Source organism: Microcoleus sp. PH2017_28_MFU_U_A (genome assembly GCF_020738035.1).
In the GTDB taxonomy this organism is placed as follows: domain Bacteria; phylum Cyanobacteriota; class Cyanobacteriia; order Cyanobacteriales; family Microcoleaceae; genus Microcoleus.
In genome coordinates, this window is sequence record NZ_JAEQCX010000062.1 from 30487 (window position 1) to 48689 (window position 18203).

Annotated in this window: 22 protein-coding genes; 11 read left to right on the plus strand and 11 right to left on the minus strand. The window is 45.4% G+C overall.

Going from position 1 to position 18203, the window contains the following annotated elements:
• Nucleotides 1-208: 208 nt before the first annotated feature.
• The 6 genes from JGK14_RS15855 to JGK14_RS15880 all read right to left on the minus strand — a co-directional run bounded on the left by JGK14_RS15855 (nt 209) and on the right by JGK14_RS15880 (nt 6481).
• On the minus strand, nt 209-1162 hold the full coding sequence (locus JGK14_RS15855) for a DUF192 domain-containing protein (RefSeq protein WP_293190235.1): 954 nt from the start codon (nt 1160-1162) through the stop codon (nt 209-211).
• Nucleotides 1146-2903, minus strand: coding sequence for an NAD+ synthase (locus tag JGK14_RS15860; RefSeq protein WP_325315260.1), 1758 nt, complete (start codon nt 2901-2903; stop codon nt 1146-1148). Before JGK14_RS15860 ends, JGK14_RS15855 begins: the two co-directional genes overlap by 17 nt.
• Nucleotides 2904-3104: 201 nt before the next feature.
• Entirely contained in the window at nt 3105-3410 is a 306-nt protein-coding gene (locus JGK14_RS15865) for an isochorismate lyase (RefSeq protein WP_293182391.1), read from the minus strand.
• Between the two features lie 201 nt (nt 3411-3611).
• On the minus strand, nt 3612-4361 hold the full coding sequence (locus tag JGK14_RS15870; protein WP_293190239.1) for an NUDIX hydrolase: 750 nt from the start codon (nt 4359-4361) through the stop codon (nt 3612-3614).
• Complete coding sequence (locus JGK14_RS15875; RefSeq protein WP_293190241.1) at nt 4322-4921, minus strand: nicotinate-nucleotide adenylyltransferase; 600 nt, start codon at nt 4919-4921, stop codon at nt 4322-4324. Before JGK14_RS15875 ends, JGK14_RS15870 begins: the two co-directional genes overlap by 40 nt.
• A gap of 156 nt (nt 4922-5077) precedes the next feature.
• A complete protein-coding gene (locus JGK14_RS15880; protein WP_293190243.1) occupies nt 5078-6481 on the minus strand; it encodes a nicotinate phosphoribosyltransferase in 1404 nt (467 codons plus the stop codon).
• Between the two features lie 154 nt (nt 6482-6635).
• Between JGK14_RS15880 and JGK14_RS15885 the strand changes: the two genes are divergently transcribed.
• Nucleotides 6636-6770: a hypothetical protein gene (locus tag JGK14_RS15885; RefSeq protein ID WP_293182397.1), complete on the plus strand. Its 135-nt coding sequence runs from the start codon at nt 6636-6638 to the stop codon at nt 6768-6770.
• Nucleotides 6771-6865: 95 nt separating this feature from the next.
• On the plus strand, nt 6866-7015 hold the full coding sequence (locus JGK14_RS15890; RefSeq protein WP_293182399.1) for an isochorismate synthase: 150 nt from the start codon (nt 6866-6868) through the stop codon (nt 7013-7015).
• A 349-nt stretch (nt 7016-7364) separates the two neighbouring features.
• Here JGK14_RS15890 and JGK14_RS15895 read toward each other — a convergent pair whose 3' ends face one another.
• A complete protein-coding gene (locus tag JGK14_RS15895) occupies nt 7365-8051 on the minus strand; it encodes a diacylglycerol/polyprenol kinase family protein (RefSeq protein ID WP_293277081.1) in 687 nt (228 codons plus the stop codon).
• 129 nt (nt 8052-8180) lie between these two features.
• On the opposite strand from JGK14_RS15895, the gene JGK14_RS15900 reads away from it, so the two are divergent.
• The 4 genes from JGK14_RS15900 (at nt 8181) to JGK14_RS15915 (ending at nt 9809) form a co-directional block, all read left to right on the plus strand.
• Nucleotides 8181-8897, plus strand: coding sequence for a DUF4336 domain-containing protein (locus JGK14_RS15900; RefSeq protein ID WP_293231655.1), 717 nt, complete (start codon nt 8181-8183; stop codon nt 8895-8897).
• Between the two features lie 132 nt (nt 8898-9029).
• Nucleotides 9030-9236: a hypothetical protein gene (locus tag JGK14_RS15905; RefSeq protein WP_293211048.1), complete on the plus strand. Its 207-nt coding sequence runs from the start codon at nt 9030-9032 to the stop codon at nt 9234-9236.
• 2 nt (nt 9237-9238) lie between these two features.
• Nucleotides 9239-9505: a type II toxin-antitoxin system RelE/ParE family toxin gene (locus JGK14_RS15910; RefSeq protein ID WP_293231657.1), complete on the plus strand. Its 267-nt coding sequence runs from the start codon at nt 9239-9241 to the stop codon at nt 9503-9505.
• Nucleotides 9506-9518: 13 nt separating this feature from the next.
• Complete coding sequence (locus JGK14_RS15915; protein WP_293216464.1) at nt 9519-9809, plus strand: putative quinol monooxygenase; 291 nt, start codon at nt 9519-9521, stop codon at nt 9807-9809.
• 315 nt (nt 9810-10124) lie between these two features.
• Here JGK14_RS15915 and JGK14_RS15920 read toward each other — a convergent pair whose 3' ends face one another.
• Together JGK14_RS15920 and JGK14_RS15925 are read right to left on the minus strand one after the other, a co-directional pair.
• Complete coding sequence (locus JGK14_RS15920) at nt 10125-11102, minus strand: glycosyltransferase family 2 protein (RefSeq protein WP_325315261.1); 978 nt, start codon at nt 11100-11102, stop codon at nt 10125-10127.
• A gap of 128 nt (nt 11103-11230) precedes the next feature.
• Entirely contained in the window at nt 11231-11701 is a 471-nt protein-coding gene (locus tag JGK14_RS15925) for a tetratricopeptide repeat protein (RefSeq protein ID WP_293182411.1), read from the minus strand.
• Between the two features lie 76 nt (nt 11702-11777).
• Here JGK14_RS15925 and JGK14_RS15930 point away from each other — a divergent pair, with 76 nt between their 5' ends.
• Nucleotides 11778-13157: a glycosyltransferase family 4 protein gene (locus JGK14_RS15930; RefSeq protein ID WP_293190293.1), complete on the plus strand. Its 1380-nt coding sequence runs from the start codon at nt 11778-11780 to the stop codon at nt 13155-13157.
• 38 nt (nt 13158-13195) lie between these two features.
• Entirely contained in the window at nt 13196-15115 is a 1920-nt protein-coding gene (locus JGK14_RS15935) for a hypothetical protein (RefSeq protein ID WP_325315262.1), read from the plus strand.
• 439 nt (nt 15116-15554) lie between these two features.
• Here JGK14_RS15935 and JGK14_RS15940 read toward each other — a convergent pair whose 3' ends face one another.
• Nucleotides 15555-15701, minus strand: coding sequence for a hypothetical protein (locus JGK14_RS15940; RefSeq protein ID WP_293156176.1), 147 nt, complete (start codon nt 15699-15701; stop codon nt 15555-15557).
• A gap of 308 nt (nt 15702-16009) precedes the next feature.
• Entirely contained in the window at nt 16010-16192 is a 183-nt protein-coding gene (locus JGK14_RS15945) for a hypothetical protein (RefSeq protein WP_325315263.1), read from the minus strand.
• 151 nt (nt 16193-16343) lie between these two features.
• Between JGK14_RS15945 and JGK14_RS15950 the strand changes: the two genes are divergently transcribed.
• From JGK14_RS15950 to JGK14_RS15960, 3 genes are all read left to right on the plus strand, one after another.
• A complete protein-coding gene (locus tag JGK14_RS15950; RefSeq protein ID WP_325315264.1) occupies nt 16344-16697 on the plus strand; it encodes a hypothetical protein in 354 nt (117 codons plus the stop codon).
• 205 nt (nt 16698-16902) lie between these two features.
• Entirely contained in the window at nt 16903-17478 is a 576-nt protein-coding gene (locus JGK14_RS15955; RefSeq protein WP_293182417.1) for a DUF4360 domain-containing protein, read from the plus strand.
• Between the two features lie 142 nt (nt 17479-17620).
• On the plus strand, nt 17621-18082 hold the full coding sequence (locus JGK14_RS15960; protein ID WP_293182419.1) for a helix-turn-helix domain-containing protein: 462 nt from the start codon (nt 17621-17623) through the stop codon (nt 18080-18082).
• The last annotated feature ends 121 nt before the right edge of the window (nt 18083-18203 follow it).

Consider the following 18203-nt stretch of genomic DNA (forward strand, 5'->3'; position numbering starts at 1 on the left):
TATGAGATTGTAGATTATGGGCAATTATTGTTGGTGAACCCGCCCCTACAAAATTTAACATCATACAATTCCGAATCAAACAGACATGATATCATATATAGCATTTATCAGAAAGATGAGGTATGACTGACAGCTTATATAACCGCTTAAACAAAGAGAGCCCAAGCCCAACAACGTCCGCGAACCTATCTGAGAAGGGCTATACCTTTTAGGGCAAATTTGGAATTCGATCGCCCACTTTGAGTCCCAACTGGGCCGCCCTACCGCCTTTGAGCTCGATCACTCCGTCAACGGGAACATCGGGGCCGTAGTTGGGGCAGGTGTCGCTGAAACAGGGCGGTACGTTGGGAATTATCGCCTGCACTACCCCTTCGCGCAGAAAAATCATATCGAGCTCGATTTGCACGTTTCTCATCCAGAAACGCACATTGCGCGGGGGGGCGATCGCGAAAAGCATTCCCCTGTCATCGGGCAATTCTGTGCGAAACATTAAGCCAATTGCTTGTTCTTGGGGAGTTTTTGCCACTTCCAGCCCGATCGCCCGATCGCCCAAAATCGCATTTACAGAAACTGGTAAAAGTTGACCCATATCTATCCCACCAAACATTGAGATAAAGTTTGATTCAGTCAAATTAAATCTTCCTGAAACTACTCCTAAATAGTTACCAGAATTTTTATTTTGCATCACAGTTTGGTTCTCAGAAACAGAAATATTCAAATCGCTAAACTTGATGCCTTCTGTCAAGACAATTTTATCATTGCCGCTGCCAAAATCTGTAATAACATCGGCTTGGGTGACAGTAGATGCAGCAGAGGTGCTTTCAAACACAAATAAATCATCGCCCGCGCCTCCTGTCAAGATATCTTTGCCATCGCCGCCGATTAGTAAATCGTTCCCCCGATCGCCATTAATCGCATCTTCACCTTGTCCTCCATAGATTGTATCGCTTCCTTGACCTCCAAACAGCGTATCGGCGCCTTCGTTTCCGGCGATCGAGTCATTGTCGCGATCGCCAAAAATCAGGTCATTCCCCGCCAAACCTTGAATAGTGTCATTCCCTGCAAATCCTCTCATAGTATCGCTTCCGGGAGTTCCCAGAAGAAAATCGAAGCCGAAAGTACCGCCGATGTTAACCATTTTGCGTTTAATGATGCGTTTCATAAGAGGAAGATTTGGCGATCGGCATCCGCCAACCGGTACCAAAAGCTCGATCGCTAATTTTCAAGCCCGGGGCTGCTTGTCGCCGTTTAAACTCCGATTGCCTGACTAATTTTACTACACGCTTAACCACGGCTTCATCGTGTCCCGCCGCGATAATTTGTTGGGCAGATTCGTGATGTTCTATCAACCGCTGCAAGATGTCATCCAAAATATCATAAGCAGGCAAAGAATCTTGGTCAACCTGCCCCGGTTTCAGTTCAGCACTCGGCGCTTTATTAATAATATTAACTGGAATGATTTCGCTGTTAGGAGATGAGAGTACAGTCCCTATATATCCCCCTGCATTCAGCCAGCAAGAAAGCGAATAAACGCGAGTTTTTGGCACATCGGAAATGACGGCCAATCCGCCATTCATATCGCCGTATAGAGTGCAGTAACCCACCGACATTTCCGATTTATTGCCTGTGGAAAGCAGCAAATGTCCGAATTTATTAGAAATCGCCATCAACAGATTGCCGCGAATGCGCGATTGGATATTTTCCTCGGCAATTCCGAAAGTGGTATTGAGAAAAAAATCGCCGAGAGTGCGATCGTAAGTTTTCATCAAATCGCCGATCGGCAACATTTCGATCGCAATTCCGAGATTTCGGGCTAACTCCAAAGCATCATTAACCGAATGATCCGAACTGTAAGGAGAAGGCATCAGCACCCCTAACACATTTTCGGGCCCGATCGCGCAACTGGCGATCGCCGCCACCAAAGCCGAATCTATCCCGCCACTCAAACCAAGTACAACCTTAGAAAAACCGCATTTGCGAACATAATCTCGGACTCCCAAAACCAAAGCCGCCCAAATTTCCGCATCCCCGAATGGCGGTTCAAAACTTAAATCAGTTGTGGAAATTAAATCACTTGTGGAACGGGCATCTTGCCTGTTCCCACCCCCGAGCAAATCTTGTTTGTTTTCATCATATTCCAGCACTGCAAAATCAGTTTCAAAAGAAGCCAATACTTGAATCAAATTCCCCTGACGGTTCACCGCAAAACTGCTACCATCAAAAATAATATCATCATTTCCCCCTACCTGATTAGCATAAACAATCGGTATTCCTGAACGGATGACACTGTGCTGCAACATCGCCGATCGCACTCCCCGCTTGCCAACAGAATAAGGCGATGCCGACAAATTCACCACTAAATCCACGCCCAATTTTGTCAAATCGGAAATAGGATCGCCCGCGTAACTGCGTTTACCCCAAAACTCCTCATTGTTCCACAAATCCTCACAAATTGTCACACCAATTTTGAGTTCACCAATAGTGAAATAATTACTGTTTTGTCCAGGTTCAAAATATCTATCTTCATCAAATACATCATAGGTAGGCAACAAGCGTTTATGAAAAACTTGTTGCACTGCGCCATTTTGCAACAAAACAGCACTGTTGAATAATAACTTCTCGCCTAGTTTCACAGCATCAGCATTAGGTACGGCAGTGCCGACAATGACTGCTAACTCCGGTGGCAAAGCTTGCGCCAGTTGTTCCAAATGTGCGGTGGCAATTGCAATGAAACTCGGGTTCATCAACAAATCGCGGGGCGGATAACCCAGCAGGGAAAGTTCTGGCGTTAGTAATAAGTTTGCGCCCTCAATCTGCGCTTGTTTCGCCGCCTCCAGAATTAGGTTGGAGTTGCCACAGATATCACCAATAGTAGGGTTGAGTTGTGCGATCGCAATTTTCATATTACCAAGTCACCTAATAAATCTTGCTAGCAGTCCGCTCGCGCGGACTCAATTTCCTATAGTCTTAGACTTGAATGTAGGGAAACATTACCAGAAAGAATTGGTTGAAAGCCTCTCCCTTTTAAGGAGAAAGTTAAATCAGACGATTCATTACTTCAATCCACTTCCTTCTAGGTAGAGGTCGTTGTCAACTGTCAACTGTCAACTGTCAACTGAATCAGATTTGTAACGCTTCAATTCTTCCTCAATAAAATGATTGACCAAATCCCGGTAGAGTTTTTCTACCACATCAGGATTCAAACCCGATTCCAAAGCCCACTCGCGTCGCTGTTGTAACATAGCCTGAAAGCGATCGGGCGCTCTAACGCTCGCTTCACTCGTTTTGAACCTGGCTGCTGCAATGACGTATTGAAATCTCTTGCTCAAAGCATCGATCACTTCTCGATCGATGATATCAATTTCCTCGCGAACTTCATGAATATTAGCACATTGATCTGGGTCTTTCATCTGCTGCACTCCTTAATAGATTGTTTTCTCATATTACTCAATTGAACTCGTAATGTCAGTCGATTTTAGATTTTAGATTTTAGATCTTAGATTGACTCCACGGATTAATCTGAGAGATTTAACCTTAGTCTAAAATTTGGCGATCGACTCTCAGCAAGCGTCGGTGGCGGCTATTTTTAGGCGAGGTCATCCAAGGAACAGCTATATAAACACTAGGGGCTTATTTTTGAAAGGAGCAAAAGCGGCAGCATCAAAGCGGTACAAACTAGCAGGACGCCCTGCACCTCGCGAAACCTTAACACGGGTATCGCACAAAAAGCCCAATTTCAACAATCGAGCTCTAAAATTAGAATAATCAGAAAAATTTTCCCCCAAAATAGTAGTATACAATTGATACAGATCGCTCAAAGTAAAAAGCTCTGGCAAAACTTCAAAAGCTACGGGACTGTATTCAAGTTTGTTGCGGAGTCGCCGGTATCCGTATTCGAGAATTTGATTGTGATCGAAGGCTAGCTTCGGAACTTGTTGGACGGGATACCAAGCAATGCCGCCGACGCGGTGCCCGACACCTGCAACTACACTTCCAGCAATCAATTCAGCTTCTTCAAACCGCACCAAAGCAAAGTAACTCACCGAAAGATAGCGATCGCCCCTGGTGAATTCTCTCGGATCGCGTCCCGGTTCTCCAAAAGTATACAGTTGCTCCAGATACAAATTTTCTACTCGAATTTTTTCCGACAAAATCCGGTAAGCTGCATTTTCCAGAGACTCTCCGTGCCGTACCAAAGTACCGGGAAGACTCCAAGAATCGATAAACGGTTCGTCTTGCCGCATTACCAACAGCACCAACAAGCGGTTCTGCACGGTATCGACGGAGAAAATTACATTATCTACTCCTACTTTAAAGTCAGCTAATGAGCAACCTTCGCTCTTTTTTGTGCCTCGTGCCATGCGTACAAATGCTCCCGATTAATGTAATCTTCGATAGTCGGAGTCAGGGCTTCCGTGTCTCCTGTTTCCCGATAGGAAGTTGAAGAAACATCGGGAGCGTTCAAAGATGCGATCGCCACTTCTGCACCCATGCGCTTCAACTGCCACAAATCTAACTGTTCTGACGGATAACCAGGCCGCGGTACTATCAGTAACTCTACTTCTTTTAACAACTGTTCAAATTTGTACCAGCGAGGCAGTTGTCCCACCAAATCCGAGCCTATTACCATCGTCAACTCTGCATCCTGCCACTGCAATCTTGCTTGTTCCACGGTTTCTAGCGTCCTCGGACTGCTGAGTTCTGGATGCAAGCAAAGGTTGTGTCTGGGCGAATTAATTTCTTGAATCATTAACAGCAGCATTGCCGATCGATGTTCTAGGGATGTTTGGTGCGACTTGAAAGGATTGTCCGACGCCCAAACTGCTACCCAATCAAAATGCTGAGCAAGCCAATTCAAGATTGTTTTGTGTCCCGCAGTAGGTGGATCGGCACTGGTTCCAAACAAGGCAATTCTTTGCATAGGGAATTGGGAATGGGTAATGGGGAAATAGGTACGTTGTTGGGCTTTAGCCCTCTTTATCTATATCTATAAAGAGGGCTAAAGCCCAACAACGTACCTGATCGATGCTATAAGCGAGATATTTCATAAGTTTTAGTCTGACGTTGACACAAATAACTAATGACTCTTTTTCGTTTTTTGAGTGAGAGTCTGCAAATCTGTAGAAATTTCCATCGGTGGCGAAATCGGGTTATTTAATTGGCGAGTTTCTGCCGGGAGACTGGCGACAGAAGCAGCAGTTCGTTTGGCGATATCCTCCAAACTTTCGGGTTCGTGCAATCGTTTGCCATCCTTGACAACCAATTGCATTAATGGTAAATGATGCTCCGAATTGTAAATATTGTCCGCTGCCAGTCCCAAACAATCTCCGATAATTTCTCCATCTTTCATGGTTCTAAAAATTTGCTTTTTCCCTGGATATGTTACCTTGCCGCTGGCCTCTTTCATCACGGGCATTCCGTCTATTTCCACTAACTTATAAACACCGTTGATAGGCGAACCGGTGACCAACTTTGTTCCCAAACCGTAACCGTCAATGCAAGCACCCGCACTTTTTAATCTAGCAATTTCGTGTTCGTCCAAATCACCGCTAGCAATAATTGGCACGCCCGGAAGGATCGATCGCACTTCCCGAGACAATTTTACCAAATCCCCCGAATCCAGCCGCACGCCTTCCAAGGGCATTTCACCGCTGTTGACTCGCGATGCTAAAGTCCGCGCCGCCGCCACAGTATCGTAAGTATCGATCAACAGCGGCGCCCCCGGAAAATAGCGGTGAAATGCTGCAAACGCCTCATCTTCGCTGCCTTCGAGAGCCGACACAGCCATTACCAAAGCATGGGCGATCGTACCGACAGGTTTGCGGCCCAATTTCAAAGCAGCCAAAACATTAGAAGTACCATCGATCCCAGCAGCCAAAGCGGCCCTAGCAGCCCAGACAGCAGCTTGAGGCCCAAAAGCCCTGCGCGTCCCGAATTCCAGCAACTTAGCCTCCGGGCCCGCCACATCGCGCAGCCGCGCAGCCCGCGTCGCAATTAAAGTTTGATAATTGATTGCATTCAACAAATAAGTTTCGACTAACTGAGCCTGCCACAGAGGAGCCTCGATCCGCAAGAGAGGTTCATTGGCAAATACCGCCGTCCCCTCGGGTACCGCCCACACATCCCCAGTAAAGCGGGCCCAAGCGAGTAGATCCCAAAATCGCTCGGGGGCCCCGGCAAAAATTCCGGTGGACTGTAAAGCCTGAATTTGCGCCTCTGAGAACCGCAATTTTTCTAGATAGTCGATCGCCTGAGCCAAACCCATGGCGATCGCATAACCAAAACCATCTGGTAGCCTGCGCGCGAACAATTCAAAACTCGCAGGGCGATCGTCGAGGCCTTCCCCGACGTAACAAGCCGCCATCGTTAGCTGGTAGAGATCGGTCAACAGGCTGTAATCTGCTGGAGAAACCGTCAATTCCCGATCTTCTAAGATTTCCTCAAAACCTGTGACGTGCAGGCTTTCTGTCGCAGTTTTCATCAAAAAAACCCCGGACAAACTTTGTTTATTTAATTATAGTGACAAATACCATATCTTTTTGTAAAGGTTTGATTAAGATTTCAGAGAGAGTCGGAATATTTTATGATTTATGCCCTCTAATAGGGGTTTTTGTGTAGATGGGTACAAAATAATTATGGTAGAATCACTAAAAAGTTCGCATTTAGCAATCTCAGCAAATCGATCGCAAAATATATATGAGGAGATTGGGGCGATCGACCAAAACACTGAATTGGTAAAAGCTTCAGTTTGCTTCGATGTTGCAGACTAATAAGTAATTCAAACAAATATTGCTAAAGCGATCGCAGGGCAGAAACTCAGACTAATCTATAAAGTATCAACAGCCAGAAAAGAGAGGCGGTTCTTATGAATCTTTCTAAATCTGTGGTAGGCGCAATGCGTTACGTTTCGGAAGCTGCATCGAGGATTTTTAGACGGAGCGATGACGATTATCCGGCTACTGGCGTTCAGCCTTTTGAAGGTACGCCACCCAAAGGCTCTAAATGGGACAGATGAAAAGGCGATCGGAGTATTTCTAGTGAGATAGGCAAAGACATTCGCCTCACCCAATAACGGTAAGTTTTTCAACTACTTTGAAATATCTTCAATTTCCCCCAGCTAAACAAAGTTTAGCTGGGGTTTTGCCGTTAAAAATTGGTAGTAATGATCAAGATTTTCAAAGGTGGTACCCGCCACGTGATTTATCCGTGGAATCAATCCCAAATCAAAAATCGAAAATCCTCTCTTCCCCCGAATTTATCAGTGGGGTCGCCTCTAAAATCTAAAATCTAAAATCTAAAATCTAAAATCGATTGACGTTGATGTTTTGAGTTTTATGAGGACTGAAGTCCTCACTACGAACCAATTACCAAAATTGATTGAGCAAAAAGGCGATCGCCCCGCTGCCGATTGGCACAGTCAAATTGTCAATTCCCAACTTAGACACCGACTCCAAAGTAGCAGCAACCAAAGCTACAACAGCCGACACAGCCCAAGTTTGCCAAATATTACCTTGCACAGCCAGCAAAATCAAACTGCTAACAGCAAAACTCACCAAATACATAGTTGCAGAACCTTCCCAACTCTTCTGCATTCCCCAAACTCGATAAAGATGTTTGCCGTATTTCTGCCCAATAACAGCGGCCAATCCGTCCCCCCAAGCCATCACTAAAATGCCCAAAGCAGCGTATTCTTGATGTTGTAGCGGCCAAAACCAAGCGACGAGAACGCTGATACTGACAGCATAGAAAAAAGTCCCGAAACTCTTGCGGTGGATAGTGTTCAGACTTGGCAAAATCGGAACTTGGTAGGAAATTAGGGCGATCGCACCAGCCAAAAAACCAGCCGAAATCCCCACCCAGTCGGGTATTTGCAGCCACCAAGCCAGCAAAATCACGTTTCCAGTACCGATGTGAACCACCTTGCGCGATACCTCGGCACCGACAGCAGTAAAGCGATTTAACCCTTCAGCCACCAGCAAAATTACGCCCAACCAGGCTCCCACGAGGGAAATTTGCAACCACACAGTCGGAATTTCAGACAATATAAACACGATATTTAGGAAAAACTGCGATCGGGCACTATGTACTACTTTAGTGGAAAGCGCGATCGCGATCGTTGAGGGTGCGATGTCAAAAAGCGCTACAATTGACTCTGTTTCGCAAGCTGCTGAAGGTTTGAGATGCTCAGAGAAATCGATCGAGATATTTGGGTTGCCGAACAACCGTTACGGTACTTTGGACTCAGCGTTGGCACGAGAATGACCGTGATTCGGCTGGCTAATCGCGAGTTAGTCGTTATTTCTCCGATTCAAGTCAATGATACAATCGTGAGTCAGCTTAGCGAACAGGGAACCGTTAGCCACATCATAGCGCCCAATCTGTATCACTATTTGTTTGCAGCCAATTTCAAAAAGCTCTACCCAAACGCGAAATTCTGGGCTGCACCGGGTTTGGAAGCTAAAAAACCAGATTTGGCGATCGATCTAACCATCCAGGGTGAAGCAAATAGTTTATGGAAGGGGCTAGAATATGTATTTTTTGATGGATTCAGAACCCTTAGTTTAAGCGGTTTTGATTCACTCAATGAATGTGTATTTTTTCATGCTGCAAGCCGCACTCTGATCTTAACTGACACGGCCTTTCACTTTGATGAGAGCTTCCCAATTATCACACAATTTGCGAGCAGAGCGATCGGCGGATATAAAAATTTGAGTCCATCGATACTGGAGCGAATTGCGACAAAGGATAAAGAAAAAGTGAGAGAGTCAGTTAAGAAGGTTTTAGGTTGGGACTTTGAGCGAGTGATTGTCGCTCACGGCAGCATCATCGAGACTCAGGGAAAGCAAAAGTTTAAAGAGGGGTACGAGCAGTTTTTAGGTTGCTCTGTGAATGTTTGAAATTAGAGGAAAATAGGTTTTATGCCTGTGCAGGATGTCTCGATCGTTCATGAAGTAGACTCGGCAGTTGAAACCGCGTTTACTTTTTTCATGTTAGATTAATCGAATAAACACGATAGGGATTTTTAGACTATGACTTTCAGTGATGTAGTTGAAGCTATAAAAATTCTTTCCGCTGATGAGAAGCAAGAAATTCAACTATTGTTGAAACAATATCTCCGTGAAGAACGCCGTGAGGAGATCTCTGAGAATTTTAAGTCGGCGCAAGTCGAACAACAAAAAGGTTTGCTGAAATTTTCTGCCAACATCAATGAACTGAAACAACTGATAGAGGAGTAATCATGGAAGTCAGTTTCAGTTCTTCATTTAAACGTGCTTTCAAAAAGCGTATTAAAGGCAATGCAGATTTAGAGGCAAGGTTTTGGCAAAAATTAGAGCAGTTCACGATAGATCCATTTGATCCGACTTTGAAAACTCACAAACTGTCGGGGAAACTTAATGATTTTTGGAGTTTTACCGTAGATTATGACGAAAGGGTGCTATTCTACTTTACGGAAGATGGTAAAACTGTGTTTGTAGATATTGGTAGTCACGATCAAGTGTATTGAGAGGAAAATAGGTTTGATTAGTATACAATATGTCTTAATTATTCATGAAGTCGAAAATTATGCAGCTTGGAAAAAGGTATTTGACAATGCTGCAAATATCCGAAAAGAAGCTGGCGAGCGCTCGTATCAGGTTTTGAAGTATGAGAATGAACCTAACAAAATTGTTCATTTCTCCGCGTGGACATCAACAGCAGATGCCAGGGCATTTTTTGAGTCGCCTGCACTGGTTAAAATTAGAGAGGAAGCGGGAGTTAAAGCTCCTGAATTTATCTATTTAGACCAATTAGAGTCAGGAGTATTGTGAAAGACGCATTCGTATAATGTCAGTATAAAAGACTCGGCGGTTGAAACCGCGTCTACACAAACAATGTCCGCCTCCGCGGACTCAAGAAAATCAAGAATTAAAACCGCTTTTTCGGTAGATTTTGTCTCCATAAATGTGATTTTAACTACCCACTCTTCAACCTGCGGAGGCAGGTTTTGTCTGTGTAGACGCGGTTTCAACCGCCGCTTCAACCGCCGCTTCAACCGCCGCTTCAACCGCCGCTTCAACCGCCGTTTCAACCGCCGTTTCAACCGCCGTTTCAACCGCCCGGTATTCTATCGAAATCTTCTCTCTTCACAACTCGCGTTTCAACAACTCCCGCACAGCCGCAAAAGCCCTCCCCCGCCACTCAATTGGCAGCAGCGACAATCCCAAAGCAGCCCACATTTTAGTCTCAGAAACCGACTTCCCAGCTCGCACCATCCGCCGCCCTTTTGCCGTTTCACCCACCTCAATTAACCGCAAACCAAGCGCTAATTGAGTTTCTGCAATCCTCTTGATCCTGACTGTTTCCAACTTCTCGGAATCAAATTCGTAGCTGGTCAAATAGCGCAATTTATCGCTCAAATAGGGAATTGCCCGATCGCATCCTTGCTGTCCTGCATGAAATCGATACTCCATCAACAGCTCGGGCAAGTAATAGCACTTTTTGCCCGCAAGCGCAAGTCTCACAAACAAATCGTTATCTTCGCAATTTTGCCAATTGGGCCGCAGAAATCCGACAGATTCCAGCGCGCGGCGCCGAAACAAAGTTGCGCCTATTTGCAAACTTTGCCTCAGAAAAACTGTAGCAAGTAAATCTTCAATAATTCCCGCCGACAACTCGGTGCGGCCCCACCGCTGCGAATTCAGTTGTGTCTGGTTTTCGTCAATGTTGTTGTTGACATCAATGACCCAGTGGTCGGTACTGACAAAATCTATGTTGGGGTTTTTATCCAAAATAGCAGATGTCCGCTCTAGAAATTGCGCGCTCAGGCGATCGTCATCGTCAAACTTGATAAAATATTCGCCCCTAGCCGCCGCAAAGCCCGATCGCATATTATTACTTTTGCCGATATTCTGCGGGTGCCGAATGTAGCGAATCGGGCGATGGCTGGGAGCCCCGCAAGCTACGACAAATTCCGACATCAACAGCGCAGTCGTGTCCGTCGAACCGTCATCGCAGACAATTAACTCAAAATCTGTATAAGTTTGATCTAGCACGCTGGCGATCGCACTAGCCAGCAAATGCACTCGATTGCAAGTAGGAATGCAAACACTAATTTTCGGCATTAAAACCATTTTAGATTTGGGATTGAGATTGCGAAAAAAATTCGCAATTGAGTTCAGGGAAAGAAACCACCTATGCCCAATGCCCAATGCCCAATGCCCAATGCCCAATGCCCAATGCCCTATGTCTTTTAATTTAAACGAGCTGTACATTCCAGAATTAACTTTTGATTCACCAATGCAAAAGGTTGAATTTCCAAAGCGCGACGAAAAGCTCGAATAGCACTTCTGTATTCTCCCAGGGCAGCGTAGCACAAACCCAGACCGTGCAACGCCCCAAAATGCACCGGATTTAGTTGGAGGACTGTTTCGCAGTCTTTGATCGACCTTTGATAATTGCCTTGGGTATAGTGAAGTACGGCGCGCCGGTTCCAAGCTTCAGCAAAATCCGGCGCTTCCGCAATCAGTTTTGTCAGCAAATCCAAAGCGTGCCGAACATCTCCTGCATCTAGGGAAACTTGCGATCGCCTGAGAACTTGCATCCCGTAGTCACCCTTCTGGTTAAACCAAGTGCGCCAGAGTTCTGTAGTAGCCCGATCGCGCACGCTTTCGTCAGACTTTTTCAAATCTTCGAGCAGCGCCTTAACAGATAATTCATCCATAGGTGGGAGGATTGTTAAACAGGTTTTATCAATCAATTTTATCGTGACAGTGGCAACTTTATTTATTCAACATCCCATGCGAATTTTGATGCTTTCTTCAACTTTTCCCTATCCGCCAAGCCGCGGCGGAACTCAGGTAAGGACATTTAATTTGTTGCAATACTTGAGCCGGCGGCATGATGTAATTCTTGGTACTGTGCGATCGCCAGATGTCACTGACTCACAAATCGACGCATTGAGGCAACAAGTTACACAATTAGCAGTTTTCCTCCACCCGCAGACACCCCCCCAACCCCCCCTTGCTAAGGGGGGGCTAAGACTCAATCAGGAGACTACTGAGGGGGGGTTCTTTCCTCCCCCCCTTAACAAGGGGGGGATTGAGGAAGAATTCTTTCCTCCCCTCAATCAGGGGATTGATGAGAAAATGAACGAAATAATAGGAAAATTCCACAGATTTAGTCAATTTTTGTTATCCGGGACGCCTCCGAACGTAATCTCCAGCTACTCTCAAGCAATGCAAAATTGGGCAGACAATTTAGTCATAGCAGGCAAATGTGATGCTGTTACCTGCGAGCACAGCGTTAACGAGATTTATGTGCGTCCAGAATGGCGGCAAAAACTGCTAACAGTTGCAAATATTCACAGTTCCGTTTGGGGAACTTGCAGGGAAATGTTAGCCACCGGGACTTCCCAAAAACCCCTGCGCGATCGACTAAATTTACCGCTACTCGCCCGCTACGAAAAACGTTACTGTACCAAATTCTCCCGTATTGTCGCCACCACATCCACAGACAAGCAGCAACTGCTAGAATTGCTGTCCTCTGGCAGCCTCGGAGGGAAAGCAGATTTTTTTGTCCCTCCCATTGATGTGATTCCTAACGGCGTGGATTTGGCAGAATTTCCCTATCGGTCGATCGATCCAGGAGGACACACCTTAATCTTTGCAGGCGCCATGAACAATTTGCCCAATATAGACGCGGCCAGGTTTCTCAGTTTGCAGGTACTCCCAAAGTTGCAGCAGCGGTATCCCGATGCTACCCTCACCCTAGTCGGCACCTCGCCAGTTCCCGAAGTCCTCGCCTTGGGGAAACTTCCGGGAATTCAAGTAGTAGGCAGGGTGCAAAGGGTGGCAGAATATTTGCATCAGGCTGCTGTTTGTGTGGTGCCGATGCGGATTGGTTTTGGAATTAAAAATAAAACTTTGGAGGCGATGGCGGCTGGAACGCCTGTAGTTGCTAGCGATCGAGGTTTGGAGGGTTTAACCGTCGGTGGCGGGCCTTCCCCGACAAGGGCCTTGCGGGCAAACGAAGTTCAGGAGTATGTTGAGGCGATTACCAGTTTGTTTGAAAATTATCAGCTAAGACAGGAACTCTCTCTGAGGGCCCGATCGCTCGTTGAAAGCCAATATACCTGGGATATCATAGGTCGGCAGTACGATCGGCTATTCCAAATTTAAACTCTAAATTCTAAAATCTAAATTCTAAAATTTCGACGATGGAACACAAAATAAACTCCTCAAAAAATCGAGCCAAACCCCCAGAAAATCGCAAAGTTACTCCTTCTCCGACAAGACGCCGCCGCCAAAACCGACGCGCCAAAAAACTTCAAGAGTCCCAGCTTCCCATACCTGGTTCCCCAACTCCCGCCAGATATCCTTGGAAAAGACTGGTAGCTAATTTGACAGCCCTCAGCGTCTTGTGCGGCTGTGCAGCTTTGATGGGAGGTGGCGCTTGGCTGAGTTACCAGCTAATTGTCGATCCCAACGGGAACAGATTGATATCTCAGTTTGTACCCGGATGGTCGCGCCTGCCTACAGGTAGCAGAGATACCATCCAAACTCTCGATCAAATCAAAGCCAGCATCCGCAAATTGGGATTCATCACCGGCGAACCCCTACCGCTTCCTGTTGAGAAATCCGCAGATAATTCTATTTCCGATTTGCTGTTGCCGGTGATGGTGGAAAGAACAGTTAATGCTTCTACAGTTTGCAAAAATCCTTGCCGTCAAATTGTCGAACTTCGCGTGTACAAGCGGGTGCAACTTCCCGATCGCGATTCCGATACCGTACAGTATTTTCAGCTAGCAAGTTCTGTGAATATAGAAGGCCCGGCGGAATCTTTTGTCATTGCTTCTTTGGATGACTCTGGATCCAACAATCAAGCCTCAAATCAGTCGCTACCGCTAACAGAACTGCGCCGCTTTGACGGCAAGCCCCCCGAATTGGGCATTTGGTTTAATGTCAGCGGTAAACTCGTGCGGGGCGACAAGAAAATTCCCTACGGACAAGTCGTTCGCTACAACCCCAGTCAAAATCATTTAATCTCGCTGTTGGATTGGGCGAGTGCGGCCGGACAAGCGCCGAATTGGCAGCAAATTGTTAAGGGGCAAAACCCCCAGTTGGCGATCGACCAAACAATTGGTTTAGAACCGCAATTTACCATTTATCAAATTGGTTCGCGCAAATTTATCCCGAACCCAGTTCAATTAACCGCGATTTCCTTAGAAGAATTTGCCTTCAATGACCAGACTTATAAAAATGGGCTGCGACTGGCAAAAAGCGGACTTTGGTCTCCCGGATTAAATGTCATGCGTTCAGCTAAAGCCAAAGCCGGTCAGAATTGGCCCGCAGTCGCCCAAGCTCAACTAGAGACGATCGAATTTCATGCTAAAATTACTCGTGCTCAGGCGATCGCATCTTGGGCCAGTCCCAGCCAACAAGTTCTCGCAGAATTGATAGACGGCCGCTGGAGTCAAGCTTTGCAAGTATTTGAAGCCGATCCCAGCAACACTCACGAAATTGCCACCACCCTCAAAAATGAAGGCGGGCGGATCATGAACCGCGTAGACGCCGCCTTGAGAGTCAACGCGGCTGACGCCGATGTCAAAGCTTGGGGTACCCTGATTGTAGCCTCTCAAGACGGAACTCGCGAGGCGATGAATTGGCTCGACCAACAATCAGATACTGACAGCGAAACTCGAACTCGAATTCGCAATTTGGTCAATAAACTTGAGGAAGCAGTTTCTGTGGCCCAAAATTTAGAAGACCACAAAAGTCAAATTATGGGTTCTGCTACTTTAATTAGCAGTATCAACCCCGCTGAGTGGCTGGAACCAGAAGCGAAAAACGAGTTAAAATTGACCGGAGAACAAGTTTGGTATCAGGTACAAGTAGCCAGTTTTTACGACGGAACCCGCTGGGTTAATCCGCCCTTTGCCGATGTAGAAGTCCGCTCTTTTCCTGCTACTCAAATCAAATGGTTGTGGGGGCGCCTGGGCTTGCAGGCTGACCCCAAGATTAAGATAGAAGTAGCGATGGCTAACGGTCAACAAAGAGTCGCTGTGGGAACCGTAAAAGCGGTGCAGATTCAAGACGGAAATCTGCGATTGCTAGCGGCGGTTGATAAGCGATCTTGACAGTTGACAGTTGACAGTTGACAGTTGACAGTTGAGGGCGACCTCTACCTGGAAGTTTGAGGATTCGAGTAATGAATAGTCTTGTTTTAATTTCTCCCGCTTAAGGCAGAGGCTTTAAACCATGTTTTTCTGGTAATCCGGCAAAAAACCTTCGGCAGAGGGAAAAGTCACGGACGCAGTCTTGGTACAAAGAAACCAGTTTTTTTACCATTTCTGCCCGTCGCAACAGAAGTATTTCCGCAAAAAAACCCAGTTTCCGGCCACCCGTGCGTTCAAAACAAGGAAGAAGCAAAAAGTTTTCTTCTCCCCCTCTCCCCCTCTCCCCCTCTCCCCCTCTCCTTCTCTTCTCTCGATCTCCCCCTATAGAGATCGGACAACAATGCAGACAACAATTTTGTTAAGTTAATTTACACCACTTGCACACAAAAACCCAGAGATGTTAGATCGCGGCCTTTTTAGAGAGTGCTGCAATCATCTGTCGTTTGACCGCTTTAGCCCAAAGCTCAAACTCCAAGCTGTTGATATCGTTAATTTTCACTTCCTCAGCAGTCTGATGTGGGGCTTGCTTCTGTGCTGTAGTCTCCATTGTTTTTTTCCTCGTTCAAAAAAAGTTATTAGTCGATCGTAAGCAGTGAGCATCATACCTCTATTTTATGTAGTAATTGCTGCCATTAGTTATACTAAATACATAGAATTTAACGATTAGATGCAGTAAATACATCTTGATAATGCAATTTGTGAATAAAATCTTAAGAATCCTGTAATCCTTGCTATATATAGGTTTTTCCTGACATAAAGATGTAACTATTTATAAATTATGGCAATATCAAACCAAGATTCATGTTAACAAAGTTTTGTTAAATGAATGTATTAGCATATACAGCAAAAATATATTTAATTCAATTTACAAAGGGCAATAAAGGCGATCGCCACATCTGCAAGTCCCAGTACAATATCGATTCCCTCCAGCGCCGCCAGCAAGGACAAAAACTTAATAGACTTCGGATTCACTTGTTTAAGCCGATCGACTGCCGCCACTGCTGAGTTAGCAGCAACCAGAATGCGATCGACAATCAAAACATCTCACTTTAGCGATCGGCATTTCCATTTCTTCGTATTTCAGCAGCAAATCTCGCGTCACCTCACAGGCTAGCAGCATCCCAATTTCTTTCAGCAGTTAACGAAATTTTCCCGTGTGCGCTTGAGCTTGCAGCACGAGAGTTAACTTGTGCTGTATCAAAAGATGGTCGATAACACTAACTCATTTTTTTGTGAAGAGTTAATCTACCTTACTATCATCTCTCCCTACCTAGATCTGCCTGAGAATACATCTCTCCTCTTTTTTACCGTTACCCGCTACCACACAGATCATTTTACTACAGCTACAAAGCCTATGATTCCAGAATTCAAGCATCTTTTCTCAACAAATAGCCACGGGAAAATATTTGCTGCTGAAAAAACATTTTTCCGCGCAGCAGCAGACAAAAAAAATAGAGCTTTGTTCCCGCAAACACCTGTAAAAAAAAATCAATTTTTTATCATCGAATTTTCCGGAACAATCTCTAAATGCCATGAATCTTAGAAAGTATCAGGACAAAACAAGTATTAGTCCATCAACTAATGCTACTTGATCAAGCTCCGAGCCAGGTACAGCGATCTAGCTCCCAGTCAGAGTCTGACTGCCTTTTCAGTAAAGGCTTGCCATCTCCTAATTGGAAGGGTATCGCCTCAATCTTCCTTGAATAATTCAGGTTTGTCCTAACAAAAAAACATTAAGGAGAACATCCATGAAATTTGTAAAACTATTGCTAGCCACAGTATTAACCACTGCTGCTATCAGCCCAGCCTTGGCTGCTAACCCATCAGTTCAAATATTAGGTGCAAGCTACGGCGGTAGCGGTTGCCCAGACAGATCCGCCAGCGTCAGCGTCAGCCCCGACGGTCAAGAACTCAGCATCCTATTTGATAAGTTTGTAGCCCAAGGAAACGTCTCAGCAGAGACCCGGAAAAGCTGCAATTTGAGCATTCCCATCAAAGTACCCCAAGGCTTCCAAATTTCGATTTACGATGCCGATTATCGCGGTTACGTTGCTCCTAAAACCAGCGGAAACCTCAGAGCAGAATACTTTTTTGCTGGAGCCAAGGGCCCAGTTTTTTCTCGCACTTTCAACGGCGAAACCAACTACAACGTTCGAGATAGCTTAGCCACTGTAGCAGATGTGTGGTCTCGCTGTGGCGACAGTGTAAATATGCGAGTAAATGCTTCGATGACAGCCCGCGGTGCCGGCACAGCCACCGTTGACTCCTTCGATTTAGCTCATCGCGGTTTAGTTTATCACGTCAAATATCGCACTTGCCGCTAACCATAACCGCTAAAAAACATAACACGCATGACCCGATTCCTTTACGAAATCGGGTCATTTGTGCGCTCATCAAAACTGCTAAAGCTTAGAGAATTTACCCAAAAATATGCTACAATGACGCTTAGGCTTTGAGAAATGTTCTATGAAAGTAAACTACCAAGAAAGAATTGATGTAACAGCCGAGGAATTAAAACAACTTCTGTCGCAGCAACGAACCTTGACTAATCGCTCAAAAATCCAGGCACTTTATTGGTTAAAGGCTGGATATAGCCAAAGCCTTACAGATGTAGCTGAACGTTTAGGTGTACATAGAATTACTGTACATAGATGGTTAAAACAATATAGTGCTGGCGGTCTGCAAGAACTGTTAAAAATACGGCAAGCAACTGGTAGACCCAGAATAATTCCCTCAGCAGTAATAGCAGGAATTGCAGAAAAGTTAAGTGAGGAATCCTGTGAATTCACAACTTACAAAGAAATTGCGGCCTGGGTAGAAGATAACTATCAAATATCAGTCAAATATCAAACATTACACAAGCAATTACACTATCGCATGAAAGCAAAATTAAAAGCACCAAGGCGTTTGAATAACAAAAAAAAATGATGCAGCTATCGAATTTAAAAACAACTCCTCTGAAAAATAGATACTGCAATAAAGGTACGTAGTTGCGCTTAAGCGCTCTTTCTTAGATATAAAGCAATACAGTTGACTAATATACTGCTAT